The 25,300-nt window shown below is 59.2% G+C and carries 22 protein-coding genes and 2 pseudogenes; 14 read left to right on the forward strand and 10 right to left on the reverse strand.

The features are described from left to right. Positions 1 to 56: 56 nt before the first annotated feature. The gene (locus ACNJYB_RS27590) at positions 57 to 1,724 is read right to left on the reverse strand and encodes an NAD-dependent malic enzyme (protein ID WP_439375660.1); all 1,668 of its coding nucleotides are present in this window, start codon (positions 1,722 to 1,724) and stop codon (positions 57 to 59) included. On the opposite strand from ACNJYB_RS27590, the gene ACNJYB_RS27595 reads away from it, so the two are divergent. The 7 genes and pseudogenes from ACNJYB_RS27595 to ACNJYB_RS27625 form a co-directional block, all read left to right on the forward strand. Continuing rightward, positions 1,704 to 4,472, forward strand: a complete 2,769-nt coding sequence (locus ACNJYB_RS27595) for an ATP-binding protein (protein WP_439369667.1) — start codon at positions 1,704 to 1,706, stop codon at positions 4,470 to 4,472. The two genes, ACNJYB_RS27590 and ACNJYB_RS27595, sit on opposite strands and share 21 nt — an antisense overlap. 307 nt (positions 4,473 to 4,779) lie before the next feature. Continuing rightward, positions 4,780 to 5,220 carry an Ohr family peroxiredoxin gene (locus tag ACNJYB_RS27600; protein WP_439369668.1) on the forward strand — a complete coding sequence of 147 codons (441 nt, stop codon included), beginning with the start codon at positions 4,780 to 4,782 and terminating at the stop codon, positions 5,218 to 5,220. Positions 5,221 to 5,475: 255 nt separating this feature from the next. Continuing rightward, positions 5,476 to 5,709, forward strand: coding sequence for a winged helix-turn-helix domain-containing protein (locus ACNJYB_RS27605; protein ID WP_439369669.1), 234 nt, complete (start codon positions 5,476 to 5,478; stop codon positions 5,707 to 5,709). 80 nt (positions 5,710 to 5,789) lie between these two features. Next, positions 5,790 to 7,685 (forward strand): FUSC family protein, encoded by a 1,896-nt coding sequence (locus ACNJYB_RS27610; protein WP_439375661.1) that lies wholly within the window; start codon positions 5,790 to 5,792, stop codon positions 7,683 to 7,685. Beyond that, a complete protein-coding gene (locus tag ACNJYB_RS27615; RefSeq protein ID WP_439369670.1) occupies positions 7,685 to 7,888 on the forward strand; it encodes a DUF1656 domain-containing protein in 204 nt (67 codons plus the stop codon). Before ACNJYB_RS27610 ends, ACNJYB_RS27615 begins: the two co-directional genes overlap by 1 nt. An 11-nt stretch (positions 7,889 to 7,899) precedes the next feature. Then, positions 7,900 to 9,081, forward strand: a complete 1,182-nt coding sequence (locus tag ACNJYB_RS27620) for an HlyD family secretion protein (RefSeq protein WP_439369671.1) — start codon at positions 7,900 to 7,902, stop codon at positions 9,079 to 9,081. A 127-nt stretch (positions 9,082 to 9,208) separates the two neighbouring features. Next, positions 9,209 to 9,859 (forward strand): annotated as a pseudogene (locus ACNJYB_RS27625) (alpha/beta hydrolase); the annotation flags it as partial. A gap of 619 nt (positions 9,860 to 10,478) precedes the next feature. Here the strand turns inward: ACNJYB_RS27625 and ACNJYB_RS27630 are convergent. The 4 genes from ACNJYB_RS27630 to ACNJYB_RS27645 all read right to left on the reverse strand — a co-directional run bounded on the left by ACNJYB_RS27630 (position 10,479) and on the right by ACNJYB_RS27645 (position 15,785). Continuing rightward, positions 10,479 to 11,006: a hypothetical protein gene (locus tag ACNJYB_RS27630; RefSeq protein ID WP_439369672.1), complete on the reverse strand. Its 528-nt coding sequence runs from the start codon at positions 11,004 to 11,006 to the stop codon at positions 10,479 to 10,481. Positions 11,007 to 11,429: 423 nt separating this feature from the next. Continuing rightward, positions 11,430 to 14,630, reverse strand: a complete 3,201-nt coding sequence (locus ACNJYB_RS27635) for a hypothetical protein (protein WP_439369673.1) — start codon at positions 14,628 to 14,630, stop codon at positions 11,430 to 11,432. Positions 14,631 to 14,643: 13 nt separating this feature from the next. Beyond that, entirely contained in the window at positions 14,644 to 14,937 is a 294-nt protein-coding gene (locus ACNJYB_RS27640) for a hypothetical protein (protein ID WP_439369675.1), read from the reverse strand. 194 nt (positions 14,938 to 15,131) lie between these two features. Beyond that, complete coding sequence (locus tag ACNJYB_RS27645) at positions 15,132 to 15,785, reverse strand: hypothetical protein (RefSeq protein WP_439369676.1); 654 nt, start codon at positions 15,783 to 15,785, stop codon at positions 15,132 to 15,134. A 307-nt stretch (positions 15,786 to 16,092) separates the two neighbouring features. Here ACNJYB_RS27645 and ACNJYB_RS27650 point away from each other — a divergent pair, with 307 nt between their 5' ends. The 4 genes from ACNJYB_RS27650 (at position 16,093) to ACNJYB_RS27665 (ending at position 18,891) form a co-directional block, all read left to right on the forward strand. Next, the gene (locus tag ACNJYB_RS27650) at positions 16,093 to 16,311 is read left to right on the forward strand and encodes a helix-turn-helix transcriptional regulator (RefSeq protein ID WP_439369677.1); all 219 of its coding nucleotides are present in this window, start codon (positions 16,093 to 16,095) and stop codon (positions 16,309 to 16,311) included. A gap of 286 nt (positions 16,312 to 16,597) precedes the next feature. Next, on the forward strand, positions 16,598 to 16,783 hold the full coding sequence (locus ACNJYB_RS27655) for a hypothetical protein (protein WP_439369678.1): 186 nt from the start codon (positions 16,598 to 16,600) through the stop codon (positions 16,781 to 16,783). Positions 16,784 to 17,164: 381 nt separating this feature from the next. Next, entirely contained in the window at positions 17,165 to 18,361 is a 1,197-nt protein-coding gene (locus tag ACNJYB_RS27660) for an ImmA/IrrE family metallo-endopeptidase (protein ID WP_439369679.1), read from the forward strand. A 29-nt stretch (positions 18,362 to 18,390) separates the two neighbouring features. Next, positions 18,391 to 18,891: a DUF4411 family protein gene (locus tag ACNJYB_RS27665; RefSeq protein WP_439369680.1), complete on the forward strand. Its 501-nt coding sequence runs from the start codon at positions 18,391 to 18,393 to the stop codon at positions 18,889 to 18,891. Between the two features lie 214 nt (positions 18,892 to 19,105). Here the strand turns inward: ACNJYB_RS27665 and ACNJYB_RS27670 are convergent. Continuing rightward, positions 19,106 to 19,287: pseudogene (locus ACNJYB_RS27670) on the reverse strand (PRC-barrel domain-containing protein). A 177-nt stretch (positions 19,288 to 19,464) separates the two neighbouring features. On the opposite strand from ACNJYB_RS27670, the gene ACNJYB_RS27675 reads away from it, so the two are divergent. Beyond that, entirely contained in the window at positions 19,465 to 19,659 is a 195-nt protein-coding gene (locus ACNJYB_RS27675; protein WP_439369681.1) for a hypothetical protein, read from the forward strand. 175 nt (positions 19,660 to 19,834) lie between these two features. Here the strand turns inward: ACNJYB_RS27675 and ACNJYB_RS27680 are convergent, their stop codons facing one another. Next, on the reverse strand, positions 19,835 to 20,026 hold the full coding sequence (locus ACNJYB_RS27680) for a CsbD family protein (RefSeq protein ID WP_439369682.1): 192 nt from the start codon (positions 20,024 to 20,026) through the stop codon (positions 19,835 to 19,837). Between the two features lie 270 nt (positions 20,027 to 20,296). Continuing rightward, positions 20,297 to 20,554, reverse strand: coding sequence for a hypothetical protein (locus ACNJYB_RS27685; RefSeq protein ID WP_439369684.1), 258 nt, complete (start codon positions 20,552 to 20,554; stop codon positions 20,297 to 20,299). A 991-nt stretch (positions 20,555 to 21,545) separates the two neighbouring features. Between ACNJYB_RS27685 and ACNJYB_RS27690 the strand changes: the two genes are divergently transcribed. Next, on the forward strand, positions 21,546 to 21,821 hold the full coding sequence (locus ACNJYB_RS27690) for a hypothetical protein (RefSeq protein ID WP_439369685.1): 276 nt from the start codon (positions 21,546 to 21,548) through the stop codon (positions 21,819 to 21,821). Positions 21,822 to 23,182: 1,361 nt separating this feature from the next. Here the strand turns inward: ACNJYB_RS27690 and ACNJYB_RS27695 are convergent. Then, the gene (locus ACNJYB_RS27695) at positions 23,183 to 23,392 is read right to left on the reverse strand and encodes a PRC-barrel domain-containing protein (protein ID WP_439369687.1); all 210 of its coding nucleotides are present in this window, start codon (positions 23,390 to 23,392) and stop codon (positions 23,183 to 23,185) included. A gap of 323 nt (positions 23,393 to 23,715) precedes the next feature. Between ACNJYB_RS27695 and ACNJYB_RS27700 the strand changes: the two genes are divergently transcribed. Beyond that, positions 23,716 to 23,877: a hypothetical protein gene (locus tag ACNJYB_RS27700; RefSeq protein ID WP_439369688.1), complete on the forward strand. Its 162-nt coding sequence runs from the start codon at positions 23,716 to 23,718 to the stop codon at positions 23,875 to 23,877. A gap of 262 nt (positions 23,878 to 24,139) precedes the next feature. Here the strand turns inward: ACNJYB_RS27700 and ACNJYB_RS27705 are convergent, their stop codons facing one another. Beyond that, complete coding sequence (locus ACNJYB_RS27705; protein WP_439369689.1) at positions 24,140 to 24,952, reverse strand: alpha/beta fold hydrolase; 813 nt, start codon at positions 24,950 to 24,952, stop codon at positions 24,140 to 24,142. Positions 24,953 to 25,300 lie beyond the last annotated feature (348 nt).

The following is a 25,300-nucleotide window of genomic DNA, read 5'->3' on the forward strand; positions in this document are numbered from 1 at the left end:
GCCGTCCGGGACCACGGGGTTGGAGCTTTGACCTCCACCCTGTCTTCTTCTCTTGATCAACCCGCGGCAGCGGCGCTCGAGTAGCGTCGGACGGAAGGATTGCGTCCATAGGCCGGGACGTACACTTTCTCCGCTATCAGACGGGAGAGATCGTCCGGTCGCGGCACGCGAGCGAGCCCGCGTTCGAAGATGTGCTCGGCGATCCGGGTGGCGACGTGCAGCGACGTTTTCAGGATCTTGCTTTGCGGTGGATAGATCAGACCGACATCGAGACTGTCCTGGCCGACCTGTTCGGCAACGGCCTTTGCGGCGACGATGAACATTTGATCTGTGACCCGCTTCGCCTCGGTCGCGTAGACCGCCATGCCCATCGGCGGGAAGATGTAGACGTTGTTACCTTGACCAGGAACGAAGGATTTGCCGTCGACGCTCAATGGCGGAAACGGACTGCCGCTTGCGAAGATCGCGCGGCCGTTCGACCACGTGTAAGCCTCCTCGGCGGTGCACTCCGAGCGAGATGTCGGATTGGAGTAGGGAAAAATGATCGGCCTGTCGTTGATCTCAGAGATGGCCTCGATCACTCTCTGATTGAACAGCTTTGGTACCGTGCTCACGCCAATGATGCCGGTCGGCCTCATAGCCCTGATTGCCACCGCGAAATCACTGATCGGCTCGTGTTCGACAGCGAAGGGTTTCTGAAACTCCATCATCTTGCTTGACGAGGTCAGCAGACCATTGATGTCGAAAAGGTTGTTCCGGCTTCTGGCCTGATCGATCGTAAGCCCCTCCATGACCATGGCCTGCGAGATCAATTCGGCAATCCCGGTCGCAGCTGAGCCTGCGCCCAGAAACAGGAACCTCTGATCGGCGAGCTTCTGACCACTGATCCGGAGGGCCCCATAGATGCCGGCCAGCGCCACCGACGCCGTACCCTGGATATCGTCATTGTAGGTACAGACGCGGTCGCGGTATTTGGCCAGAATGGGAACGGCGTTGAAGTTGGCGAAGTCTTCCCACTGAATGCAGCTCTTCGGGTAGAGCTCCTCCACGGCCGTAACGAACTCGTCGATGAAGTCATCGTACTGTTCGCCGCGAACGCGCTGATGGCGCAAACCGAGATAAAGCGGATCGTCCAGCAGCGCCGCATTGTTCGTCCCGACATCGATCGTGACCGGAAGGCAAAGCTCAGGCGGCACACCCGCACAGGCGGTATAAAGCGCAAGCTTTCCGATGGGGATGCCCATACCGCCGGCGCCAAGATCTCCGAGGCCGAGAATCCGCTCGCCGTCGGTAACGACGATGAAGCGCACATTCTTCTCAGGCCAGTGGGACAGCCATCGCTTGACTTGTCCCTTGGCCGAAATCGGCAGGTACACGCCTCTGGCGGCATGGAAGATATGGTCGAACTTTTGGCACGCCTCACCGACCGTCGGCGTGTAGACCAGCGGCATGAACCCGGCCGGGTCTGACATCAGGACCGCATAATAGAGGGTTTCGTTTCGGGCCTGCAAATCGGACAGCAGCAGGTATTTCTGTAGATCGTTGTCCAGGGTCGCGAGTTGCGCGTGAATGCGGGAGACCTGGTGATCTAGCGTCGAAGGCACGGGAGGCAGTAGGCCCTCAAGCCCGAGAGCGCGTCGTTCCTCCGCGGAAAAGGCGGAGCCCTTATTTAGATGCGGGTTTGAGAAAACGCTATCGTCGAGGTGGGCGCGCGCGCCCTCGATATCCTGATTGCTCTGGTCTCAAGGCCCAACGAAACCATTGGCAAGAAGGAGTTGTTGTCGCTTGTCTGGCCCGACATCGCGGTCGAAGAATACAGCCTGCGCTTTCACATGACGAACCTACGCAGGGCCCTCGGCGACGGAAAAGACGGCGCTCGCTACATCGCAACGCTCGCCGGACGTGGCTACTGTTTCGTGGCCCCGGTTACGCGCTTGTGCTATGAAGTTGACTCGCCATCTGTCGCGACGGATTCTTCGCATGCCAACCTGCCCAGCCGCCTGGCACATATGGTCGGACGTGATGAGGACATCCAGCGCATATCGGACCATTTGATCACCGACCGATTTGTGAGCATCGTCGGCATTGGTGGCGTGGGGAAGACCACCGTGGCGATAGCGGTCGGCCACCACCTGATCGAAGCGTTCAAGGGCGCGGTCCTCATCGTCGACCTGAGCGTATTGAGCGATCCCGGGCTGGTCGCTACGGCGATCGCTTCGATGCTGGGATTGTCGGTTCAGTCAGAGAATGCAACACCGGCCTTGATCGCCTATCTGCGCAGCAAGCGGATGCTCCTCATTCTCGACACCTGCGAGCATCTCGTCGATGCGATTGCAGGACTAACATCGCAAATTTACGCGGAGGCGCCTTCCGTTTACATTCTAGCAACAAGCCGCGAAGTTCTTCAGGTTGAGGGCGAGCACGTCTATCGACTGGATACGCTCTCCTATCCGCCGGAGGAGGCCGAGATAGAGAGCACTGCGGCTCAAGATTATCCCGCACCGCGTCTGTTTATTGAACGCGCGGCGGCGAGTGGCGCTCAAATGAACCTCAACGACGCTGAAATCGCCGTTGTCGTGCGCATCTGCCGCAAGCTCGATGGTGTGGCGCTTGCAATTGAGTTGGCAGCCAGGCGCGTTGAGGCCTACGGCCTCCATCAAACCGAGAACCTTCTCGACCGACACCTTACTCTGCCGTTGCTTGGACACCGCAGCACGACGCCGCGCCAGAGGACACTTCAGGCGACGCTCGACTGGAGCTATCAACTCCTGTCCGAATTGGAACGCACTGTGCTACGCCGGCTTGCCGTATTCGTCGGCCATTTTACTCTCAACGCCGCTTTGTCGGTTGTCACCGACATCGACATCGATCAGTCGCAGGCCCTCGGCGCTATCGACAGTCTGGTCGCTAAATCGATGGTCGCAACACGTCCTCTGGGCGCCATGATGCGTTATCGGCTTCTTGACACGACGCGAGCTTATGCTCTCAACCTCGCAACTACCGGCGCCGAGGCGACCGAACTGGCCGCCCGCCACGCGAAGTATTATCAGCGATGGCTCGAACAGTCCGGCAGCGATTGGCCGACATTATCTACCGGCCCAGAAAAGTCGCCCTATTTTGCCGCGCTAAACAATACCCGCAGTGCGCTGGAATGGTGTTTTGGTGACCAAGGCTCCGTGCGGCTTGGGACTAAGCTTGCCGCGACGGCTGCACCCGTTTTCCTGACAATGTCGCTCTTACCTGAATGTCGTCGGTGGTCTGAACGGGCGATCGCAGAATTGGACGACACGAGCCGCGGCGGAGCGGAAGAGATGCAACTGCAGGCAAGCTTGGGAGTTGCATCGATGCACATTGACGGGCCTAGCGAAGCGGCGCTCGCGGCCTTGAGCAGGAGTTTAGTGATCGCCGAGGCATGCGGCAATGTTCTCGGCCAGGTCATGATGCTGTGGATGCTTTCGCTATTTTTTGTGCGTCAGGCTGAATTCAGAACCGCGCTGGACTACGCAAAACGCGCCCGCGCGATTGCCGGAACCATCGACGAGCCGGACGCCACTGCCCTTGCTCAATCGGCGTTAGGAAGAGCACTTCACTTCGTCGGCGACTATACCGACGCCCGTCCGGAGCTTGAGGCTGCGCTAAATCATTGGTCGAGTACCCATCGAATATTTCTCGGGATCGATGAACGGATATTGACCGGTGTCGTTCTGATGCGGACTCTATGGGCGCAAGGTTTTGCCGCACAGGCGGTCGAACGGGCACGTCAAACAATCAGTGACGCCAAGCTAAGCAGTAATCCTGCAACGCTTGCCGTCGCTTTGAGTTGGGTTTCGGGCGTACTTATTTGGGCCGGCGACTTACAAAGCGCTGAAGAGCACGTGGATTGGTTGATCCCACACGCCGAATCTCATTCCTTGGGTCCCAATGTGCACGTCGGACGATCCTATAAGGGCACTCTCGCAATCAACAGCGGAGATCCAAAGGCCGGGGTTCAAACTCTTCAGGAGTGTCTGAAACACCTCCACACGCACGATAAGAAGCTCAACATGGCTCTTGGACAGCGCAAGGTGGAATTTAACATTTCTCTTGCGCAAGGTCTTATTGCTATAGGCCGGGCCGACGAAGGTCTCGCTATAATCGACGAAACGATAAGCCGCATCGATGAGAACGGAGAACTCTACCTGTTGCCGGAAGCGCTGCGAATGAGGGGCTGTGCCCTTCTCGCCTTGCCAGAACGCGGAGTTAACCAAGCGGAAGCCTGCTTCATGCAATCCCTCGCGTTGAGCCGCCGCCAAGGCGCACGAGCGTGGGAGTTGCGCACTGCTATCGACCTGGCCAGGCTCCTGGTCAACTGCGGCAGGCGGGCGGACGGTCGAAAACTGCTACAGCCGATCCTTGGTCAGTTCACCCAATCGCGAGAGACCGCAGATCAGCGGACTGCCGCACAATTGTTAGCGGAGTTGGACCAGGACTAAAGGAAATAGCAGCTCGCCAGCGCGTTTGGCACCGCTCCGGAACCCCGCCATATATTCCGCTCCGGTACGGCGGCTAATCACAGCGTGACGCGGCGGTTAACTCATGGCGCACCGCGCCGGTGGCCCCTCAATCATGCAGCGCGTCCCGACACGTCCAAAAGCGCGGCCACCCTCACAACTCCATTCAACATCTCACAACGCATAACGAGCCATCGGTGACGGACGGGCGTAGGTCTGTTGTCGTGCAGAAAGCTCGACGTTGCCAGCGCCGAACTTACTGCGATGGCGAACGAGCGAGAAGCGGCCTATGGCAACCAAGGGCGAACCCGGAGAGGTAAGAGTTATTTACACCGCCAGGACCCGGACCACTGGCGGACGCGACCATGGCTTCGCCCGCAGCCATGACGGCAATCTTGACGTCAAGCTAGCGAAGCCCGGTTCGATCCGCATGGGCACCAATCCGGAACAGCTCTTCGGCGCCGGCTGGTCCGCCTGCTTTTCTAGCGCAATCGTTCAGGCTGCACGCCTGAGCAAGGTCAGCGTGGGCGACGTTGCGATCGAGGCTGAAATCAATCTGCATCTTGCAGACAGCACTGACTATTTCTTGAGCGCACGCTTCAACATCAGCATTTCTGGGGTCAGCCGCGTCGTCGCACAAGATCTCATAAGACAGGCGGAGCTGCTTTGCCCCTACTCCAAGGCGACGCGCGGCAACATCGAAATCACGGTCAACTTGACCACGATATGAGTAATCCGACTGCGGAGACCCACGAAGATGACTACCGCGAACGAGTCAACAATGCGAACCTTACGATCGACCGCGGCTTTCGACCGCTTGATGCTGTGTCGTTCTGACCCAGCCCTTCTTCCAAGGCGTGCTGTCGAGGGCCCGGATACAGCCGGCGTCCCACCAGCACAATTTTCATTTGGCCCGTTTCGCCTGTTCCCAACCCAGTTCCTTCTGCTGGACGGCGATGAACCGGTTTCTCTCGGGAGCCGTGCCTTGGAGATCCTGATCGTTTTGCTTGAACGTCGCGGTGAGTTGGTCAGCAAGCAAGAACTAATCGCTCGAGTTTGGCCGAATGTCTTCGTCGCTCCTAACAATCTTACGGTCCACATGTCGGCGCTGCGTCGTGCAATTCGAGACGGGCACGAGACGAATCGCTTCATCATCAACATTCGCGGTCGTGGCTACTCATTCGTTGCGCCGATCAGAGCATCTGAGCGCGAGTACTGAATGCGCGTGGCGCAACATCACGGAATCGGCGGGCATTTCTCATGGTGACAGCAATAGCACCGCGGTCGTCTAACGTGGCGATGACCCCTATCGGCTCGTTGGCTTTCGCCGTTCGCGTTTGGCTGGCTACAATTCTCGCGCTGTTCGTGGCCTTCTGGTTGGAACTCGAAGCACCGTCCACCGCGGCCGTAACCGTGGCCATTCTTGCCGAGCCAACCCGCGGTCAGGCACTGGATAAGGCTGTCTTTCGATCGGTAGCCACGATCCTGGGGGTGATCGCCTCGATCGTAGTCACCGGGCTTTTTCCGCAGTCGAGAGACCTGATGCTCGCGGCGACGTCGGTGTGGCTTGGTCTTTGTGTCTTCGCGGCGAAGCTGTTGGACGGCTATCGCGCCTATGCGGCCGTGCTATCCGGCTACACACTTGCAATCATAGCAACAGAGCAAATCGATAACCCGCAGCACGTGTTTGACGCTGGCATGGCGCGCGGTGCAGCGATTGCGGTGGGTATTATGTCAATAGCGGTCGTAAATGCACTGATGTCCGCACCAGACCGTCATCCCTGGCTCGCGGCGCAGCTGACGGCAATTCATCGCCGTGTGCGCGACTATGCAAGCGCTCGCTTGCGGGACGACAGGAGGAACACGGAGACCTTCCTAGCCCTTGTACGGGAAATCATGGCGCTTCGTCCTCAGATTGACAGCATTGCACTCGAATCGAGCAGCGGCATTGTGAGAAGCGGCGCCGCCCGGAGCGCCGCTGTCAGATTGGTCGCTGAATTGCAGATGGCTCGAATATTGAGCACCCCTCCCACACATTCCGATGTTTCTGCTTGCGAGCAGACAAGCACACGGGACAATTGGATTGACCGCGGCAAGTTGCACATACAACTGCCGGCGTGGCTCGTCGACCCACGAAGTCCCGCAAATAAAGCCGCGACTCGCACCACGGCTTGGCATGTTCGAGAGCTAACTCGGCGAGACGAACTCGCTCGCGAGGACATCCTAGCTCTGAGATCAATTAGATTACCGTCACAATTGTGGCGCGCGCCCCTCTACCGTTCCTATCAAACTGCAGCCGAAAGTGGTTTGCGTGCCGCCATATGGTTTGCCCTGGCCGCCACGTTCTATGTCGGGGCCGGTTGGCCTGCAGCAAGCGTTTCGCTGGCACTTGTCGCGGTGATCGCCGGATTGGGCGCCACAACACCGAATTCAAAACAATTCACCACGGCGGCCCTTGTCGCTGCACCGATCGTAGTTATCCTGACCGGCATACTCGAGTTCATTGTGCTCGATGGGGCCGATGACTTTCCCAGACTCGCGATCGCATTAGCTCCCTTTTCCATCGGCGCGGCTCTTCTCACCACATCACAAAATTCTGTTTGGGTGGCACTCGGTCGCATCAATCTTGTTGCTATCCCAATCGTCCTGGCGCCCACCAATCCCCAGAGCTACGACCCGCAGGCTTTCCTTTTCACGTCTCTATTCCTTACCTCGGCTGCAACAGTCCTGCTGTTAGCGCAAATGTTGATCCCCCCTGAAGCGGACAGCAAGCAAAGAATGCGCCTGCTTGCAGAGGCTCGCGACGACCTGCGCGAACTGACTTTCGAGACTGCAGAGCCTTTGGAGGAGGCGACATTTCGTGAGGCATCGCGCATCGGACAGTTTCTTTCTGCCGGTGGAGAACAGGATAGTCGCTCTCTCGCAGAACTGCTTTCGTGCTTCGATCAATCCGCGATGGTCCGACTTTGCCATGCGAAACTAACGCAACTCTGCGACGGGCCGCCCGCTTTGCTTGCCAATCAAGCACGCGACGCGCTCGAGGCCGGTAATACGGCCGATCTTCGCGCGATTGCGCACCGGCTGTACGAATATGCCTCACACCAGAAATCGATCGAGGCCGCAGTCTATCTCGCCCAAACGAGCGACATCATGGACCACTTTAGCGATGCCCGCCTCTCCCAGGGAGCAACCTGATGGCACGCACCTTTCCGGAGTTGATCGTCGGCGGTGTCCTTGTCGCGCCGTTTGTAACTTATCTCATTGCAGCTCTTGTCGTCATCATCGTGCTTCGACCGGTTCTGCATGCCGTCGGCTTTTCCAGGATGTTTAGTAACGCTGCGATTGCAGACCTCAGCCTTTATGTGGCGACTCTGGGCCTGTTGATGTTGTTGTTCTAGGGGAGGGCGCCATGGATACGATCGTTCGTGACGAAACTGCTCGGCATGACGAGGAGAAGCCAAACGCTCCGTGCTCCTCTACATTTTGGGGGTCAGGACCCAGAGCAGTCGAGTTTGGCGACGTCGAGGGGCGAATGGCAGAAGCAACTCCCGAGCCGAAGCACGCCGCTCCTGCCTCGAGCAAAACAACTTGGACGCGCAGGAGCGATTCAAAACGACGCCTCCAATTTCTCGTGCGCAAGTTGGCCACTATCGGCATCGCTGTTGTTGCGGTGCTGACCGGTGTCGTTAGCTGGGATCTGTATAACGCGACGCCCTGGACTCGCAACGGGACCGTGCGAGTTCAAGTCGCAAACGTTGCGCCGCAGATTTCCGGTCAGATCAGAGAGCTACGAGTCGTCGACAATCAATTCGTCCACAAGGGGGACATCTTGTATGTCATCGATCCCTTCGACTTTGAGATCGCACTACGTTCCAAGAAGGCGTCCCTGTTGCAGAAGATGGCGGATCATGACGTAAAGGAATCGCAGGCCGAACGGCGGCGTAAGCTGACCGACCTGGCGGAGAGCGTCGAGGACAGGCAAGCCTATGAGGGAGCCGCCGTTCAGGCCAAGGCCATTGTTGACGAGGGTCAAGAGCAAGTGAACCAGGCTGAAATGAACCTGCAGCGCACGGAGGTGCGCAGCCCGGTTAATGGATACGTTACCAATCTCTTGCTTCGAGTGGGTGACTACGCACAACTTGGGACGAGCAACATCTCGATCATCGACACGGATAGCTTCTGGATTGACGGCTATTTCGAGGAAACGAAGCTGGCCCGACTATGCGAGGGTGACCGCGTCGAGGCAAAGCTGATGGGCTACTCGGGACCAATTATTGGTCACGTCGCGACATTAACGCGAGGGGTCAGCGTATCCAACGCTGCTGCCGCTACGCAGGGGTTACCTAGTGTCAACCCGGTCTACACTTGGGTGCGTTTGGCGCAGCGCGTGCCGGTTCGCATTGCGATCGACAAGGTGCCCACGGGAGTGCCGCTGGTGTCCGGCTTGACTGCGACGGTAACGGTCCGAGACGACAAGGTTGGTGAGAGCCAAACGTTGTTTCAGAAAGCGCGCGCAAATCTTGAGAAGAGCTTTTCCGAATTGTTCAATGGAGATTCGGCACGACCCGGCTGCGTACCCAACCCGTCATAACCCTTTTCAAATGACGCTGTCAGTCCCGCGACATCGTTAGGAGACTTATCATGACCCAGGTGTATTTCCACTGCTCCACCACGAGGAAGGTCTTTGTTGATCGACGCGGAGCGATGGTAAACGACACCTGTTCGCCGACGGCTCGTGCTGGCTGGAGGTGATTGCCCGCCTTCAGGCAGCAGGGCTCAACGTGACTTCCGTGCAAAATCCGCTGACGACGTTGCCCGAAGCAGTAGCTTCGGCGGAGCGGGTGCTGGCGCGGCAGGATGGCCCGACGGTCCTGGTCGGTCATTCTTTCTCGGGGATGATTGTCACCGAGGCCGGCGTGCATCCAAGCGTTTCAGCGCTGGTCTACGTGGCGGCGCGCGCGCCGGACGCCGGTGAGGACTACACCGCGCTCGCCAACACCTATCCGACACCGCCAGCGACGGCCGGCATCGTGTTTGACGGTGATGAAGCTCGCCTCGGCGAAGAGACTTTCTTGCGGGATTTCGCGGGCGACCTGCCGGCGGCAAGAGCGAAGGCGCTCTATGCGGTCCAGCAGCCGTTCCAGAAGGCACTGCTCACCTGCAAGACCACGCAGGCGGCGTGGCGAACGAAACCAAGTTTCTATGCGGTTTCGACCGAAGACCGGACGATCAATCCGGATCTCGAACGCTTCATGGCGAAGCGAATGGGCGCTAAGACGATCGAGGTGAAGGCCAGCCACCTGTCACTGATTTCGCGCCCAGAGGAAATCACGGGCCTGATCCTCGAAGCCGCGGGACAACAAGTTTGAGATTGCAAGATTGAGCCGATCCGCGGCCCTGATGGCGTCGGCGCCCACGGGAGCTTGCCCCTCACTCCCGTAGTGCGGCAGAATACCGGCTACCCTTGGGGGCTACACCCAGGGGCCACACTAGAAGCTCCTGGGGTGCAGAAAGGCCTTATTTTACGGGACTTTCTCGAAGCCGTTTTATTATGGCGGAGAGTTGTTGGGCGGTCCAGCGACACCTGCGAAAACGTCATCGATCATTACGAACTTTCGCGAAGTCCATCCGATGCCGGCGAGCTGCTCCGTGATCTGCGGGCAGCGGGCCACGATGTGCACCCCGAGGTCGGGGAGAACGTTAGGAAGCCGCTGATTGCATGGGACGACCCTGCGGCACCCGCCTGATAGCCGACTCTTCAGTTTGGCTGCGTTCGAACAGGGCTGGCGCGCACGGGCAACCGCAACCGGACAATCGGCGCATCACCTTATTGACCGCGAAGTGAGCGGTTGAACACCTCAGGATTATCAGTGCAGTGTCTGCCCCAACAGCCGCCAGACAGCACGCCGCATCCCCTCACGCATAGCGCGCAAGATCAGCGCTAGGGTTTCAGCCTCGGTCAGCACTTCCACTCGTCGGCTTCGGTCATCACAGCACCTCCTCGTCATCGGCATGAGGCCAAATGACCTCGTACATCCTTTCAAAGAAGCCCTCCTCGCGCGGCCACTCGGCCGCCGCGCTGACCTCGTCCATCATTTCGCTCCAGATCAAATCGCTCCGGACGGTGAGCACGTCATCATCGGCGATATGCAGCGACCGGGCAATTCCGAGATATGCCGCTTGGTATTGTTCGAGCAGCGGTGCGAGCGCGAGCGCCATGTCGCGGCGCTTGTCGAGCGACGGCTCGGCGCCGATGAGCGCTAAGCCTTTCTCGTATTCAAGGCGCATGCGGTCGAGCTTCGTCGAGCGGAGGCTGTACCGATCACGAAATTTGCCGGTTTCGCGCCTCGCTTGAGGCTTCATCGCAAGGGCATTGCGGATCGTCTGCATGCTCCAGCGCGGGTGACCATGCTTGGTGTAGCCTTCGGGCGGCAGATGCCGCAGCGCGCGCACCAGCGTCGCCCTGTCCTTTTCAAGGAGATCGGCCGCGCGGTTGATAGAAAATAGATTGTTCATCCCTTTCCCGCCTGCTGTGGTGGTCCTTATGGAATTTTATGCTGTTGTTGTGGCCTCTTGTAAAATTCTATCCCTGGGGCGACCGGGGGCGCAAGTGCGACCCGCATGTGCCGGGGTCTGGGAAGGACCCAGACCGACGTCTCGGTCAACATCTGAATATTGCTCATGGGACCTGCTTGACCGGACATGTCGCGTTCCATCGCCTTGCCAAACACAGCGGGGAATCCGCCGTACTGGTTCGCTAATCGCTTCTCAGCTGGGAAAGGGGGAATGTGGGGAATGTTAGAACCCGCGGCTCCGATAATTTCTCGAAATCAGGGAGAACTCACTCCCAAAATTCGCGCATTTCCTGCGACGAGGCTGTAAACTTTCCCCTCTTTCCCCTCTTTCCCCTTCGTCAGATCTCGAAGGCGGCATCACTCGTCATTTCGGATCCGAAAAAGGATCATCGTCACAATCGCCGGACATCGCAGGCGACCGCCGATCGTCAGCCGCCCCACGGATCTCAATCCGGTACAGATTCTGCTGATGACCAGGCACGCGGCGCAGGAACGCGACGCGGCCTTCGATCCACGTTGGCCGGCCGGTCAAATGCTTCTGGAAGAGCTTGCCAATACCCTGCGCGGTCGCCTTATCGACCGCTTTCTGCGCCAACTCCGCCAATCCGTCCGCAAGCTCCGCGGCATCCTCGTCGGTAGCGAGGTTGTAGTCCGAGAGCAGCGACGCCACTGACCGCGCAGTGAACTGCTCCTCACCAAACCGCATCCAAAGGGCGGTCAGGACGCGCGACGTCGTGCTCGCTTCCTCGTCCTGGGCCTCGCCGGCCAGGAGGAGTTTGCCGCAATCGAAGTCAATGCCGACCAAGGCTGCCGCGTATTCAACCGGCCATCCGGCCAGGTTCCACCAGCTCTTGAACCGGGTTTTCGCCTGTTGATCACTCGGTCGGTTCTGAATGCCGGCAACCAGAATCAAATAGAGCGCACGAAGAACGCGCGTGCGGTTCGCCTGCGTCCAGCCCACGGGATCGCTGTGCTTGAAATCACGATTCTCGGGATCGGGCCGATCGACGTTCAGCGACAGAATGAACGACCGGCTCGCCATGTCGCCACGAGGCGCGATTGAATTGCCGGTGAAGACCTGGATGGTCGACGCCGGAACGATCTCGAACTCGGAAACGCCCAGCACGCGATCCGAGATCTCGGGCGCAGTGAGCGCCGCCTCGATATGGGGACAGCTGATCGTGGATCCGCGACTGATGTTATCCCAGATCAACACACCGACAGCTTGACGCAAATACGAGAACAACGACTTTTTTCTCTCCTCCGCATTATCCGACCACGCCGCCGCCGCAGCAGGTCGGCCGAGAATTGCTGCGACAATCATCTGAATCAAGGTCGTCTTGCCGCCACCGCGCTGGCCCGCAGTGACGAAGAACGCCGGACGCTCGGGAAGCAGCGCGCGCTGCAACAGGGTGATCGCGAGAACAATGACGATGCATTTGCCAACATCGTCGAGAGCCACATCAACGAGCCATTCACGCATCAGAAATTCCAGCGCCACGCGCGCCTCGTTGTCCGTCGGCTTGCCGGCAGGCAAGCACGCACGCAGGGCGGGATCGATGCGATGCACGACACCGAGAGTCCGATCGAGTCCCTCGCCGTCGATCACTCGTCCCGTTGCAGTTACGAGCGGCGCCTGATTGATCCCGCGAACAACGGGCATCTCGCTGTCTGCATAGTCAAAGAACGCTTTGATGAACGGCAATGGCGTTGCCGCGAAATAGTTAGGTCCATTTTCGCAGACCTTCTCCCAGCGGAGATACTTCTCGATCAGCATCTGCAGGCTGCTCGCCGTCAACTCGGTGATCACCGGCTGGGTCGGCGCCTTCGTCAGCTCATCGGGGCGAGCGGTCGCGTTTGCCGAACCGGACGTCAAAAGATGGAGAGCCCATGGCTCCTTTTCGTCGATCCGAACAGGAACACCGTTTGCGTTGCGCATCGGGGGCTCGGGGCTGTCGTCTTTTGCGAGAACATCGTCGATGAAGGTGACCGTCGGCAGCAATTCCTCATTTGCGTACGGAAGCGGACGAACGATACGGGCATCGGTCGTCGCCTCCGCAAAAAACCTTTCTCGCGCCTGGCTCTTTCGTTCAGCGAGTTCGCTCTTCATTCTTGCCTTGATTGTACGCACGCTCGCGCCAGCGGCCTTTGCTACCGACTTAGCAAAGTCGTCGAGCTCGTCCAGCTCGAGGCTGGCTTGAGCAAGAATCGCCATCGCGTGATCTACCATGCCGGCGGCGGGTCCGGCGGTGACGATCGCCTTTGCTGATGCCAGGTCGTAGCGCAGGAAATAAAACGAACGACCATGCGCAAATGAGTGAATCACGAGATCGCCCTCGCGTCCTCGCATGACCATGGCTTTGCCGCGGCCGTACGACACGCCCTCCAGCGGATCGGCAAGCGTTTCATTCACGTAATGCTCCGGCGTTGCCAACACGGCGCCGACGGTGACGCTACCAAGGCGATCGAACTCCAACTCAATGTCCGGATAGAGCACACCCTGGTGCCGCGCTTTGATCAAACGCAACGCGGTCGCGATCGGCGTGCCTGACCGAGCTGCGACTGCCTTGGCGAGATCTTGGTCGTGCTTGTTCGCGATCTCGGCGGCGGCTTTGCTCAAAGCTCGCTTGCTGTCAGCCTTGGCCAGGCTGATGCGGTGCCGATCGTACTCGGTCAGCGGCGGCACGACGCGGCTGGTATCAATCGTCTGGCCGTCAAAGACGCGAGGCTCTCGCTTCGAAGCGCTCTGGACGAGCGGCGGGACGATCAAGGGAGCACCCTCGAAGCACAAGCGCTCGCCAAAGCCCACCATGCGATCCACGATGCTCCGCTCGAGCAAGGTGCCCGCGCGACTGATCATGTGCCAGCCGAATCCATTCAACCAGCATTTATCGTGCAAATCGCGCAGGAAGCGCTCGATGTCGCCGCCGTCAGCGACGAGCAAGTAGTGATGTTCGCCGTCCGACCCGGGGATCAGGTCACCGGTGTCGCCACGAGACAATCCAGCGCTCGTGCTGGAGCGGCTGACGCGCGCGGCGCGCGCGAGACCAGGAGCGACTTTGAGCAGACACTCCCACATGCCGCCGCTGGATTCGATCTTCGCTTTGATTTGCGCAGGCATGCCCTTGGAATCGAAATCAATCAGGAGCCAGGACGGCACGCCCGACCGATAGTCGATGAAGTCGCGGGTCCGGGCAATGCTACCGGGGCTCTGGTCGATGCGGTCTTTCGTGACGATGTGAACGGGAGTGGAGATGTTCTCCGCGATCGAGCCGAGCGCGATCGCTTGGTTGGGACGACAAGCGACGATGATGCGAGCGAGCATAGCCGCCGTAGCAGCGAATGCGCGCGCAGCAATGCCCTTGCTCATCCAGCATTTCGAGCCGTCGCTGTTCAGCGAGCCGTCGTCGTTCAACGACAGCCGCTTCGACATCAGCGACGGCTCGTCCAGTTTCGTGATCAAGGTCAGTTGTGCGCCTGTCAGGTCGACCTGACCGGCGACGTCGTCATCGCTCTGCGTGATGTCTTCGTCAGCTGACTTCGAAACAGAGTCGGGAGTGCTCATTGTCGCCCCGCGACTACTTGTGCAAACGCGCGTCGGTTTCGCGTTCGCGGATCGCGGCGAGCTTCTCCTGGTGAGCCGCGCGATCTTCGGCAATGCGCAGCTCGAGAGCACGCTCCAACTCATCGGCCGCATTGCGCATCGCCCGGATGAGATTGGTGAGGAAGTACTGCGACCAGCAATCGGTCGGCGGACAGGTCAGCGCGGTCAGCGTGAATTGCTCGATGTGCCGGATCGCGGGGTACACGCACCGATGCAGGGGGATCGGCGGCTTCGGCTTGCGGCCGCGCTGGACGACAGTGAAACCCATGGCTTGAGACTCTCCGCTCTTGCGGGGTCGCGCCAGTCATGGCATCATCCTCGTGCAACCGAGACCGAGCCAAGACTGGGATGCGATCCCAGTTTTGAAAAACCCCGCCGCATTATTGCGGTGGGGTTTTTTCATTCTCAGGCTGAGTCGCGCTAAAGCACACGAAAAGCGGCGGTCGATTTTTTGTCCGCCGACTATCGCGGGTGGGCCTTCGCCAATCTCTTGGCAATCGCGGCGATTGCGGCGGGGGTAAGTCGATACGATTGTTCGACGCCGAGCCAGTCGAATAGCGCTTCAACCAGGTGCGCGAGCTGTGAACGCGGCAGTGGCGTGCTGCTTGAAATCGTGCCCCGTTCAATAAGCAGGCGCACAAACGGTTCCACCGCCAGTTTCGTCACAACTCGTTTCCGGTAGGTGGCGCTGCCGACCTTGAGCCAATGGTCGACGTCCCGGCGGCGCTCCGTCAGCACGGTGACCACTTCATCCCGCTTGTCGCCATGCTCCTCCACTAACATGAGCAGCGTCATGTCATCCGCGTGCGGGTTCCGCCGAGCCCATCCCGCCTTTTCGATTTCGCCAGTAAAGAATTCTGGTCCGATTTTGTTTGAAAGGTTCAGCACCTTTGTGATCGCCTCGCGATATTGTTTCACGAGCTTGCGATCCGGCGGGCTCATTGCCAGCTGGCGCGAATAATGACGCTCGATTTCCTCAAGATTTCGAGTGGTTGCGTATCGATCGAAGTGGTCCAGGTGGTCCGCGGAATCGCCGATGCCCATCGCCTCCAACAGCTTCTCGAGGTGCTGCTGCTGAGGTCCTGCCTTACTCCGGGGCGGCCTGTGCTTGGTCATTCGGGCTAACCGATTGGAACGCTAGTCTGCAGCACGAAAATGCTCCGCCGGTTTTCGTTGGCAGCAAATGCGCCATTCTATACGCAGAACGAGCTCGCGCTTCGCATTTGCTAACAGACTTTCCAGTTAAAGGGGAAATATCGTTAACAGCGTTACTCGCCTCGGGAGGGATCCACGAAACCTTCGGTGCGGCAGGTACAGCGGGCGCGACAACCGGCGGAACCACCTTGAGATTGCGATGATAGCAACCGATCAACGCGAAGCCGAGACGGAGGACGTAGCAGCGGCCAATTCTCGTCCTCGCCGCATGCTCAACGAGACTCAGGTGCTGGCGATCGTCCCCGTCAGCCGCACCACGCTCTACCGCATGGAGAAAGCGGGCAAGTTTCCGAAGTCCACCTACATCAGCCCGAACCGGCGCGTCTGGTACGAGGACCAGATCGTTGCGTGGCAGAACGCGGTCGATGAATTCGACGCGCACCGGGCGCGGGGCAAGGGGCGTCGGCGGCAAGGCATCAAATCGTGAGCTGAATGTCCGAACGCAAGCAGAGTGCTGTGCCCTCACGGCCCTAGATCGTGGCGACCTTTGGAGACACTAACGCGATTGACACCCACGAAGTGTTCCAGGCGGACATTACCAAGCTGCCCGCAGATTTGTGCCAATCTCGCATTGCGTAAGTTTGCATCGACCGTTCACGCCGTCCCACATGACATGCTTGCCGGGCTCGGACACAGCGACAACCTACCCTACTCTGCCTACTAGCTACTGCTGCATTGCTGGGGCGATGAATTGCCCGGTTACGCGGACGCCAATGCTCACGACGCCGAGCGCGGCGAAACGGCAAAAAAGTGAGATCGGGCGCGACCGGCTGCGCATCGAGCGGGAGGAAGCTGCGCTCATCTGGCACCCACAGGCGCAAGGCGACGCCATCGAGCAACGGCCCGACGCAACTCCGCTCGCGGTGCTCGGCATCGAACTACGGACCTTTGCTCGATGAGAGGTTCTCTGCACCGGAATGCGGCGAAACCGGAGGCTTCCGTCGCGGCGGCTTCCGGGGCTCAGGCTTTGCGTCAGCAAGCCGCCCAGGAGACGGGACCGGAGCGATGCTCCTAAGCTGCCGCTTCGCTCTCTTCGGCGGGACCTTCCCGTATACCGGCTCACCGTGGAAAAGGTGGCGGTTTCCGCCGGGTTTTCGGATCGGCGGTTACGCGAACCCGCCAGTCCTCGCCCACTCCCGTGAGCCAAGCTCAGGCCGCCATGGCTTGCCCTTTGGTCGGGGCCCAATTGCACATGCCCGTTAGCCAATCCTTGGTCTTTTCAAGTACGAAACGGTTACGGCAGGGGCTGACCTGCGCCAATTTTCGGCTATATCTTAGTAATGCCAAGCGTAAACCCGGACATTCTGAAATGGGCGCGCGAGACCGCAGGTCTCTCTATCGAGGATGCGGCTGCCAAGCTCGATATCGGCGACGCGCGTGGTGCGACCGCAGCTGACCGGCTCGCCGCTTATGAAGCGGGAGAACGCGAGCCGTCGCGTCCACTCTTGGTCCGTATGACCAAACAATATCGCCGTCCGTTGCTCACTTTCTATATGTCCGAGCGCCCCAAGTTGGGGGAACGAGGGGAGGATTACCGGACCCTGCCTCCCGAGCACTCTACAACGCAGGATGCCTTGGTCGATGCCTTGATCCGTGACGTTCGCGCGCGTCAACAAATCGTTCGTGCAGCACTGGAAGATGAGGACGAAGCTGTCCGACTTCCATTCGTCGCATCCATGACAATGCGACAGGGTGTTGAGGCCGTCCTAAGGTCGATCAAGGAGACGTTAGACCTAGATTTGGAGCGGTATCGCGGGACGAATAGACAATCTGGCGGCTTCGCCTACCTGCGCGAGAGAGCCGAAAGGGCTGGCATCTACGTTTTGCTGATCGGCAATCTTGGCAGCCACCATACAAATCTGGACGTCGAGACATTTCGCGGCTTCGCGCTCGCTGATGATGTCGCCCCGTTCATCATTATCAACGATCAGGATGCCGTAACAGCATGGGCATTCACATTGCTTCACGAGCTCTGCCATATCTGGCTCGGCGCGACAGGTATTAGTGGCGCAAATGCTGAAATCGTTGTCGAGCAATTTTGCAACGATGTGGCTGGTCGATTTTTTCTGCCGTCGTCGGAATTGAGCGCACTGGCTGATCTTCGGGGCGCGAGCTTCGATACCGTTGTCGCGCGCATAAATGACTTTGCAGAACGACGAAACATCAGTCGTTCGATGGTCGCCTATAAGCTTCTGAGGGAAGGAATTATCGAGCGCGACTTGTGGAGTAGGCTGACCGCAGTTTACCGCAGTCAATGGAAAGCTGCTCGCGCCGCCGACCGTGAGAGAAATCGAGATCGCGAAGGTGGTCCAAATTATTACGTCGTAAGGCGTCATCGTCTCGGCGAGGCGCTCGTTACTCTTGCCGGTCGAATGCTGGCAGAAAGAACCATGTCGCCCTCTAAGGCTGGCAAAGTTCTCGGTGTCAAACCTTCAAATGTCTTCGGCGTTGTCGGCGCTGAAAGACCCGCAAATTAACGTCGGTGCAGGGCTAACAATTGTTACATTTGCTCGACGCCAACATCCTCATAACGGCCAATCGGCTCTACTATCCGTTGGACCGGGTGCCTGAGTTTTGGGAGTGGCTTCTCTATCAAGGGTCCGAAGGCAAACTGAAAATGCCTTTGGAAATGGTGGAGGAAATTCGGGAAGGTACTGACGATCTGGCCGACTGGCTCTCAGATCGCGACAATCTCGAAGCGCTATGCCTCGATGAGGAGGTGGACATTGATCTCGTTCGGAGAGCTATCAACGAGGGATATGCACCCGATTTGACTGATCAAGAGGTTGAGATCATTGGTCGTGATCCGTTCCTGATCGCCTATGGATTAAGAGCGCCAAATGACCGATGCATAGTAACAAATGAAATCTCCAAGCCGGGCAAGCAAAGGGCCAACAGGAAGGTCCCGGACGTCTGTAACCAAATGCAAGTCGTCTGGATGGACAGTTTCCGCCTAATAAGGGCCTTGGATTTCTCGACAGCTTGGCGAGCGGCTGCCGGAGTTTGAGGGCAAGGCCTCGAAAAAATTGATCCTTACGCGCCTGAGGAGAACGGACAAAGGGGCTACGCGGCAGCCTTATCCTCCTTGTCGGCGCCGCGTATTACGATCTTCAGCGCGTCATCCGATATCGGCCGCTGCAACGCCTTGGCCTCGTCCCACGGGCGCGCACCCACACGTCAGGCTCCTCAGGATCATCTGGCATGGCTTCAGGAAAATGTGGTCAATCCTTCTGTGCGAACTTGATTGTTGATACCGGCCACTTGCCCTCGTGACCTTTGATGGAAATTCGCAGTCCGTGGAGTTCATCAAGCCAAACTTCCTCTACAGTCCCGGCCTTTCCGTCGGTCAAGATGACGGCCTTCCGTTAAGGTCACTTTGGGCCTTGTTGAATTCGGTGAGGATATTTGCAGTTTTTGATTTCGGGCTTTCGTTTTGCTCCAATTCGCACAGAAAGGCGGCGCGCGAGGGGCTCACGGAAGCCGCGACCTTCACGGTTGGAACGCGGGGACCGACATTAGGTTTACTTTTTGCGCATCATCGCGCTGCGCTGACGGACGCGCGCTGCATTGGAGGCGCCGCATGAAAGTCATCGTTGATGAAACCGGCGAGGTCATCGCCATAGCAACGGAAGATCATATTCTGCTCGGGGGCCACCATCGCCTGGCGGTGGCAGGCAGCATGGGCAAAAGATTGTTCTGGCGACATACCGGCGAACCTGTGAAGCTTGATCTCTTCTTCAAGCATCATCCGCAGGGAAATTCCCGTTCAGCCTGAGCCGTTCGCCCTAGTAGCCTTGGAGTGGGTGAAGAACGCGAAGCATCCGCCACATCGACGCGTGCAGGATCAGTTCTGATCTAGCACTACCTTCGCAATTACGGACTGTTCGCTTTCATGACAAAAAAGAAAAGGCCGCCCCGAGGCGGCTAGTTCCAGACTTTTCTTCTTCTTCTTATTTCTTGAGGGCGTCAGCGGCGTCCCGCCCTGCGTCCTTCACATCTCCTGCAGCCTTGTGGGCTGATCCCTTAGCCTTATCCATCTTGCCTTCGGCTTCGAGGTCCTTGTCTCCAGTAAGCTTGCCAGCACCCTCTTTGATCGCGCCTTTTGCCTTGTCGGCGGCGCCCTTTACATGTTCCCGGTCCATGATCGTATTCCTTTGCCGTTCTTAAGACGGCACAACGAAAGCGTAGCAGAGAGGTTCCTAGAGAACGTGCGCCTGCGAGGCTAGTCGTCACGTCGCCACAAGAGAACCCACTTGGATACGACCGCCCGGCCCGGCTCACCCGGAGTAATCGCCTCCAAGCTAACATGCCGACCGACGATTGCTGCCGCCAACCGAAGATGATCCCTACAAGGACGATGCCTACCGGCTGTGGGCCATCAAGCAGCAGAGCAAGTAAGCCCTGCCGAAGGATCAGCGCGATTTTCGCTTGCGGCGTGTTTGTTTGCGGCTGAGCCGTTTGGCGTTGGCCGCCACCTTCTTCCGATACTGCGCAACAATCTTGTCTGCGGATGCGCCAGCCATCAGGCTTGTACCGGCGTTCGCCGCCGCAAGGATTTTTTCACTCACCATCAGTTGGGCTTCACGTTGAGCGGCTTTGCCGCCGCGCATCAGCTTCGCGATCCGCCGATCACGCGGTTGCTTTCCAGCCCGAGCATCATCCAGTTCCACATGTGGCGATATTCCTAGTCAACGCAATAACCTCGGATCACATGAACGACCCGCCGTGCGCGGTGTTCACAGCCGCGCGGCTTATCACGACTGCATTGCTGCGGACTACTCTGCCGGTTACTAAGGGTTCCTTCACCTTGCTCTAGGGAACACCCGAACTGGTAATAGCTCGTCCCCATTTCGAGCTGAATATCAGACCGCTGCTGCTGGGGCCAAACGGAGACGTCCGATGGGTGTGACAGGCTTGCGTCGCGCAGCTGAAAACGATCGTCCCGTGTCCAAGTGGCCGTTGTCGGCCTGCTCCAAGAGTTGCCGTTTGTCTGCCCGGTGTGTGTTGGAGCGGCCTAATTCTGACTTCAGCGGCTGTAGGCCGGGCGAAAGCAGCGACCCCTCAGGTGAGAAGCGGTCCTAGCTCGCCGAGCTTGGCTTGATAAGCCGCTGCGTGCCGGGCGACATGTCTTGGGGTTCACGGCGGCGCGTGTCCTCAACGAGCAGTTCTTCCAAAGTGGTATTCTTGAACCGAAGTCTTCTCAGCATGGCGTTGCTCCCTATGCAGGTGGACGCGCGATCGCTCTCTCAGCCACCGGCGCCTACGGAAAGTCCGTTTTGCCGGTGATGCTGGGCAACGCCTCCACACAGGCGAAGGTTGCTTGCCAGGGCGTTCGCCCGATTAGGAGCGCCTACGCAAATTCACCTAAACTCCGGTTCATCTCCAAAAGCTTGTCAATCGAGTAGCCGAACTGGAAGGCGCCGCGCCTCCAATCATGCTCAACTGTGAGGGCGAAGTATCGGCCCGGGAGCGCTCGAAGCGCTGGCGAGCGTTTCGGTGGTTACACGGGGTTGCATAACTCGGCGCGGGATCGCCGTCGTGGGCGTCGGTTCTCTGATCTGGTATTCTCGTTTCCGGGAATGGAGCAGCTCCCCGTTCGTGCAGGCGGGAGCGCAACCGGTCTCTCAGCACCGACGCCTCCGGCAGAGCCTCAGCCGGTGATTGGCAACTCATAAACCTTTTGTTGAAGGGTTCCCAATTGAAACAGAAGCCAACGGCGTCACGTACGCAGCGGCTGCTTTGCGCGATCAGCTCTCTACGCTCGCGCATGCCCTCAAGGCTTTGGACAAAAGCGAGCAACGCACGCTCAGCAATGATGGTGTCCCGTCCCGCCACGCGGAGTTTGTCGATCTCGACGATCTGCAGCATGACAGCCATTTCTGCCCGAGCGATACGACTGTTCGCCTCTCGCAGGTCCATGCGCAGCAACCCTTGTGACCTAGGGCTCCAACGATCTGGCAACTGCGACGTTCCCCATAGACGGCGTTCGGGCCTGTGTCTGGGGCGTGGAAGAGATCAGCGACGGCACGGGCCGATCAACCCTCCAGATTTTGCGATCTCTCCGGCAGGCAAGTTCAAGCCGGCGCCCAACACATTCTTGGGCCGCCCAAACAGCGGTTCCGTCCTGTTTCCGCACGAGCAGTCCTACGGCACCCATCTCGCAGCTCGGCTGGGATCGGCAGCGCGTGCTCTCCTATGTCGAGCGAAACTGATGGTGCGGCGTGGGTCGACTGACCCGCGCGAGGCCCGCCAAGGCCCATCGATTGCAAAGGTACTTTGGGAAAGCCGAGGCGGCGCGGGACGGACGCCCCGTTTGGCTGCATTTGGCCCCGCTAATTCTCGCTCTTTTTGCGACCGGAGTTCCTATGAACGGCGGCTGAATGCTCTGTTCAGGGGCGGAACATCACGGTTACCGTATGTTCGTGGCGCGCCGAAAATGTTCCGGCGGAGGAATCGCGGGTCCTCAGATGGAAATACTCAGGCGGTCGATCGATCAACTCAGCGCCCCGATTTGCTCGGAGTGTAATGTTGCGATGTCATGGTCGCGGTCGATGCTTCGCGCGGCAGAAAAGACAATCGAGCACGTATTCACTTGTGACCATTGTGGCCGCGTCGGCGAAGTCATTACTCCCATGAAATCAGAAGCGAAGTAGTGCGACCGCCTGTTGGATTACCCTCCTGTACGCTTCCCGGAGTGCGAGGGCGGGTCTTTGCTAGCTGAGTTCACGCCCATATCGACCCAGTCGGTTCGCTTGGCCTATGGCCTCATAGGCTCGCACCAGTTCCTCCGCACTCTGCTGCGCCTAAAAGCCTCCCACGCCATCTTGAAACGGCCCTTGGCCTCATCGAGGCTGTGCGCGTCTCCGTATGGCGGGCCAGGCAGCGGCATGGCAACTTGCCAGAGCCAAATCGCGGGCGCCCGCTCGTGGGCCAGCCTGATGCGGCCACTCGGCGAGGAGCCACCATGGATCGGTCCCGCCAACTGCATCATCTGGAACAAGCCGAACGTCACGTGTTGCGCGGCGAACAGAACGTCTTCGAGCAAGAGCAGCGTATCGAGGAACTTGAAGATCACAGGCCTGACGCGAGCTTGGCCCCGCGCAGTCTTGGAGACGCGCCTCAGCACTCAGGCGCAATTTGTCGCGCACCGCGATCTGATCCTTCTGGAACTAAATCAGACCTGAACGAATGGCTATAAGCCCGGGGCATTCTGGCCTCACCATTGGCAGCGATCTTGATGATTGCCCTTATGGACGCCAGCAGCGGCGGAGGTCCATGAGGCCCCATCGGTAGGCCCGTCACTTCTCCGCCAGCTTGATTGTCGAGACAGGCCATTTGCCGGGATGGCCAGTTATGGAAAGACGCAAACCATGCGCCTCGTCCAAGTGTAATTCCTCGACGGTCCCCGCCTTGCCGTCCGTGAGCACGACTGCCTTGCCGATCAATTCCGCCTCGGCTTTGTGATATTCCCGCAGGATGGCGGCGGCATGCGCTTTAGCTCGGGGCATTGCCTGAGGCCTCGTCCTACAACAACGGTGCAGATTGCAAACTGGTCAGATTGGGCCGCGTTCCGAACGAACAACTGAGCCAGTCAATGCGTTGCATGAGAATGATTTCCGCGAAACCTCCTACCAGAAGCTGCACTAGTCTGACACTTCGGCTCGGTCTTCCCTGATGGAGATAGCGGGACTTTTCCTCAGGCCGCACAGATTTGAATCGCATTGCTGCTATCAAGCTTAACCTCGACTTAAGGGCTGCAACCGATTGCGTAGGTGTACGGAAAGCAGGATCATTCCGAACGCTTATGGACTGTTGCGAGGAGGAACTGCCAATGACCCTGCAGGACGCTTTGGCGGTCTACCTGTATATTTGGATGAGCGACAAATCTCTCAACGACAACCACGAGCGGGTCGTCGACGCAGCGGTGAAAGTTATCGAACAAGAGGCGCGGAAGGCACTCGCCGCTCACTCGCAAAGCGACGAAACTCCATAGCGCAGCGCGGATGGTCGCCACGCTCTCGGGATGCTGAATGCGCGGGACGGCCGGCGGAGCGGAGGCGGCCCCGACGCACATGCCTAGCCAGCGCAGCGGCGGAGCCGTTCCGTTCTTGGTGCGTCCGCGCCCCGGCCGCGCATCGCCCCTGGCGAGCGTTTCCGCAAGCGCGCGCCATCGTCACCGCGACATCGCGTCAAGCGCCGGCGCCCGACGACCGATAGGCACGAGAAAAGCCCCAGCGGGCTAGTGTTAGCGACGCTTAGCGCATCGTCTCGACCGTCGCGACGTGCGCACGGATGAGCCTCGCGACATCCGACGCATGGGTCGCGGGCATGAAATGACTGGCCCCTGGAACGGTCACCAGCGACGATCTGGAGACTACGTTAGTCAGCACCTCGGCGACGCGCTTAACGACTGGGTGGCCGCGCTCGCCTCGCACGAAGAGGCTTGGCGCAGTGATGCCCGCATAGGCGGCAAGCGGCGCATCGAAATCCCACGCCGACGACCAGTCGAGAAGGTTCGTCGGCGTAGTGGCAACAATGTAGTCCTGGGTCCGGGCCGGGAAACTATCAAAGCTGCCGTCGCCGCCGTAGAAGTCGATGATGCTCCGCGCAGCCAGCAGCTTTCCGTCGTCACACGCGCGGACATAAGCGTCGGCCACCGCGTGCACTTGCTCGTACAGCTCAAGATCGCCGGAGTGGCGAAGCAGATTGAACGGGGTCGCCTCGATCAAGGTCATGCTTGCGACCTTGGTCCGGTCACGGAGGACGGTCGCCAAGCATACCGTGGCACCCCACGAATGACCCACAAGGTGGACGGCGCTGTTGGTGCGCTGGATGACCGCCTCGATGACGTCGATCTCCCGTTCAATCGAAAGGTCGTCCGGCGTCCGGCTCTCATCGGTGTCGCCATAGCCGAGCAGGCTCGTTGTCACCGCCCGAAAGCGATCTCCCAACGGGGCGATCACGCTACGCCACAGTGCTCCCGTACTCCATGAGCCGGGCACGAAAAGAATTGTCGGCCCCGATCCTTGCTCCCGGTAGTCGATCCGCCTCGCAGGATATTCGGCCATGGCTGCCCCGGCTCGTGGGCGTGATCCGTATCCATAACATACCACGAGCCGCGCGTGATGGGAGGACTGTCGCGAGGCGGCAGGAAGGCCGCACAGCGCGCCGTTTAGTGGGATGTCTAAAACGTTCGACGACGGCCAGTCGGCGGATGCTTCCGGCATCAACGTCTGCGCCGATAAGACGCTCAACCTGACCCACTGACACAGGCGCTCTTCTCGCGCTCCGCATCAGCAACAGCACGACCTGGCAGACGGCAGGCGCAAGGCCACAGGAAGCCCGCACAGCGCAACCGGACGACAGGTGACGGGATCGGGCCGCGCCAGCGCCATGTGAAACTAGGGCCTATTAGG

This window comes from Bradyrhizobium sp. SMVTL-02 (assembly GCF_051853005.1).
Classification (GTDB): domain Bacteria; phylum Pseudomonadota; class Alphaproteobacteria; order Rhizobiales; family Xanthobacteraceae; genus Bradyrhizobium.

Bases quoted from the DNA above. Each gene is read 5' to 3' on its own strand.
- ACNJYB_RS27600 (WP_439369668.1), top strand. From the start codon at position 4,780: ATGGCAACCAAGGGCGAACCCGGAGAGGTAAGAGTTATTTACACCGCC.
- ACNJYB_RS27610 (WP_439375661.1), top strand. From the start codon at position 5,790: ATGACCCCTATCGGCTCGTTGGCTTTCGCCGTTCGCGTTTGGCTGGCT.
- ACNJYB_RS27615 (WP_439369670.1), top strand. From the start codon at position 7,685: ATGGCACGCACCTTTCCGGAGTTGATCGTCGGCGGTGTCCTTGTCGCG.
- ACNJYB_RS27620 (WP_439369671.1), top strand. From the start codon at position 7,900: ATGGATACGATCGTTCGTGACGAAACTGCTCGGCATGACGAGGAGAAG.
- ACNJYB_RS27630 (WP_439369672.1), bottom strand. From the start codon at position 11,006: ATGAACAATCTATTTTCTATCAACCGCGCGGCCGATCTCCTTGAAAAG.
- ACNJYB_RS27635 (WP_439369673.1), bottom strand. From the start codon at position 14,630: ATGAGCACTCCCGACTCTGTTTCGAAGTCAGCTGACGAAGACATCACG.
- ACNJYB_RS27640 (WP_439369675.1), bottom strand. From the start codon at position 14,937: ATGGGTTTCACTGTCGTCCAGCGCGGCCGCAAGCCGAAGCCGCCGATC.
- ACNJYB_RS27645 (WP_439369676.1), bottom strand. From the start codon at position 15,785: ATGACCAAGCACAGGCCGCCCCGGAGTAAGGCAGGACCTCAGCAGCAG.
- ACNJYB_RS27650 (WP_439369677.1), top strand. From the start codon at position 16,093: ATGCTCAACGAGACTCAGGTGCTGGCGATCGTCCCCGTCAGCCGCACC.
- ACNJYB_RS27655 (WP_439369678.1), top strand. From the start codon at position 16,598: ATGCTCACGACGCCGAGCGCGGCGAAACGGCAAAAAAGTGAGATCGGG.
- ACNJYB_RS27660 (WP_439369679.1), top strand. From the start codon at position 17,165: ATGCCAAGCGTAAACCCGGACATTCTGAAATGGGCGCGCGAGACCGCA.
- ACNJYB_RS27675 (WP_439369681.1), top strand. From the start codon at position 19,465: ATGAAAGTCATCGTTGATGAAACCGGCGAGGTCATCGCCATAGCAACG.
- ACNJYB_RS27680 (WP_439369682.1), bottom strand. From the start codon at position 20,026: ATGGACCGGGAACATGTAAAGGGCGCCGCCGACAAGGCAAAAGGCGCG.
- ACNJYB_RS27695 (WP_439369687.1), bottom strand. From the start codon at position 23,392: ATGCCCCGAGCTAAAGCGCATGCCGCCGCCATCCTGCGGGAATATCAC.
- ACNJYB_RS27700 (WP_439369688.1), top strand. From the start codon at position 23,716: ATGACCCTGCAGGACGCTTTGGCGGTCTACCTGTATATTTGGATGAGC.
- ACNJYB_RS27705 (WP_439369689.1), bottom strand. From the start codon at position 24,952: ATGGCCGAATATCCTGCGAGGCGGATCGACTACCGGGAGCAAGGATCG.